The organism is Aeromonas sp. JL9, assembly GCF_024436075.1.
Lineage (GTDB): Bacteria > Pseudomonadota > Gammaproteobacteria > Enterobacterales > Aeromonadaceae > Aeromonas > Aeromonas veronii.
The window spans coordinates 1-2,554 of sequence record NZ_JANFNV010000063.1 but is presented as its reverse complement, the minus strand read 5'-3'; the positions used below and the strand labels follow the sequence as shown (position 1 = coordinate 2,554).

The following is a 2,554-nucleotide window of genomic DNA, read 5'->3' as shown; positions in this document are numbered from 1 at the left end:
TGTGTCCGTTTCACACCTTGTCCCATCGGGTTCTCCATTTATTGGGGGGAAAGGTGTAAACCCTATTCAGGACGGGATACTACTTCAAGATTAGCCTTTCAACACGTAATTGGGACAGAGCCTTATTTAGGCGACCATGGGCCTTTCAACATATCACCGAGATAGCATTTTTATCTGGGTGCGAGGGTGCGAGGGGGCGCTCAAGCTCAGTTCTCTGCTATCTACTGTTTTCGCTTTGCCTGTGGCGTGTATTCACACCGCGGTTATATGCCATCTCAGTCGTCCAAAAACGGGATATAAAAAAACCGGCACCTGAGTGCCGGCTTTGCATTGCGCACTTGCGCAGGAGCGGGGTTATACCACGCCCTGGGTGCGCAGGTAATCCTCGTAGGTGCCGCCGAAGTCGCGGATACCATCTTCGCTCAGCTCCAGGATGCGGGTCGCCAGAGAGGAGACGAATTCGCGGTCGTGGGAGACGAAGATCAGGGTGCCCTTATACATCTCGAGGGCCAGGTTCAAGGATTCGATAGATTCCATGTCCAGGTGGTTGGTCGGCTCATCCATGATCAGGATGTTGGGACGCTGCATCATCAGCTTGCCGAACAGCATACGGCCCTGTTCACCACCGGAGAGCACCTTGACCGGCTTCTTGATGTCGTCCTGAGAGAACAGCAGACGACCCAATACGGAGCGCACAGCCTGCTCGTCTTCGTTCTCCTGTTTCCACTGGGCCATCCAGTCGAACACGTTGAGATCGGTGTCGAAATCTTCGGCGTGATCCTGAGCGTAGTAACCGATCTGGGCGTTCTCGGACCACTTGATGGTACCGGTATCCGGTGCCAGATCCCCGACCAGCGTCTTGATCAGGGTGGACTTACCGATTCCGTTGGTACCCAGAATGGCGACCTTCTCACCCACTTCCAGCATCATGTTGAGGCCCTTGAACAGGGGCGCCTCGCCATAACCTTTGGACAGGCCTTCGATCTCCAGAATGTTGCGGTAGAGCTTCTTCTCCTGCTCGAAGCGGATGAAGGGGTTCTGACGGCTGGAGACCTTCACTTCCTCAATCTTGATCTTGTCGATCTGCTTGAGGCGGGAGGTCGCCTGGCTGGACTTGGAGGCGTTGGCACTGAAACGGGAGACGAAGGATTGCAGATCGGCGATCTGGGCCTTCTTCTTGGCGTTGTCGGCCAGCAGACGTTCGCGCGCCTGAGTGGCGGCCAGCATGTAGTCATCGTAGTTGCCCGGATAGACGCGCAGCTCGCCGTAGTCCAGATCCGCCATGTGGGTACAGACGGAGTTCAGGAAGTGACGGTCGTGAGAGATGATGATCATGGTGCTTTCACGTTCGTTGAGCACCTGCTCCAGCCAGCGAATGGTGTTGATATCCAGGTTGTTGGTCGGTTCGTCCAGCAGCAGGATGTCAGGGTTTGAGAACAGCGCCTGTGCCAGCAGCACACGCAGTTTCCAGCCCGGGGCCACTTCGCTCATTGGACCGTTGTGCTGCTCGATGGGAATACCGGCACCCAGCAGCAGTTCGCCTGCGCGAGATTCGGCGGTATAGCCGTCATACTCGGCGACCAGACCTTCCAGCTCGGCGGCCTTCATGTAGTCGTCGTCGGTCGCTTCGAGGTTGGCGTAGATGGCATCGCGCTCGGCGATGGCCGCCCACAGCTCGGTGTGACCCATCATGACCACGTCCAGTACGCGCATATCTTCGTAGGCGAACTGATCCTGACGCAGCTTCCCGATGCGCTCGTTGACGTCCAGGCTCACATTACCGCCAGTGGGCTCCAGATCACCGCCGAGGATCTTCATAAAGGTGGACTTGCCACAGCCGTTGGCGCCGATAAGGCCATAGCGGTTGCCGCCGCCAAACTTGACGTTGATGTTCTCAAACAGCGGCTTGGCGCCGAACTGCATGGTGATGTTGTTGCTACTAAGCATAGTGTGTTAAAAAATTCCTTAATTATCAGCGCATTATTGCACTGGTTGAAAATTCGGGGGCGCTATTGGGGCAAATGCCCATTTTTTTGCATCGAACTCCAGATAGAATCGACCTCACTTCGGCTGGCCGATTCGATCCATTTTCCATAGACCTCTTGCAACATTCTTGCAGAGTTGTGACCCATCTGTTCAGCTATGAACGCAAGGTTTCCGTGAGCGGTGATGTTCCAACTGGCATAAGTATGCCTAAGTTGGTAGGCCCAGCGATAACGAACCCCAGACTTCTTGATTGCTGCCTGCCATGGGGCCACCAGGAAAACACCAGAGTAAAAAGGTGGCCTGTCCGGCACAACTTTGGTTGATCGGAAGACTGGGCGCAATGTTTGGCGCACGATCATGCCACCTGCTAGGTGCATGTCAATCTCTGCGTCCAAAAGTACCCCAGTTATCTTGAATTGATCCTGCAGCGCGTTCAGCGCAGGGGGCAAAAGATGAACTGTTCTCGTCCTGTTTGTCTTCGGTAGCTTGAATTTGTAGTGGTCTAATCATCCCGGACACCATTTTAGGTGGTACAGTCGCCACCATGACCTGAGGTGTTCAATGACAA

1 protein-coding gene is annotated in these 2,554 nt (G+C 54.9%); it reads right to left on the bottom strand.

The window, feature by feature from the left end; genetic code table 11:
• Positions 1-354: 354 nt before the first annotated feature.
• The gene (locus tag NOM06_RS20695) at positions 355-1,947 is read right to left on the bottom strand and encodes an ABC-F family ATPase (RefSeq protein ID WP_005351341.1); all 1,593 of its coding nucleotides are present in this window, start codon (positions 1,945-1,947) and stop codon (positions 355-357) included.
• Positions 1,948-2,554: the final 607 nt, after the last annotated feature.

What these genes read in the sequence shown, in the direction of transcription:
- NOM06_RS20695 (WP_005351341.1), bottom strand. Translation starts at nt 1,947, where the DNA reads ATGCTTAGTAGCAACAACATCACCATGCAGTTCGGCGCCAAGCCGCTG.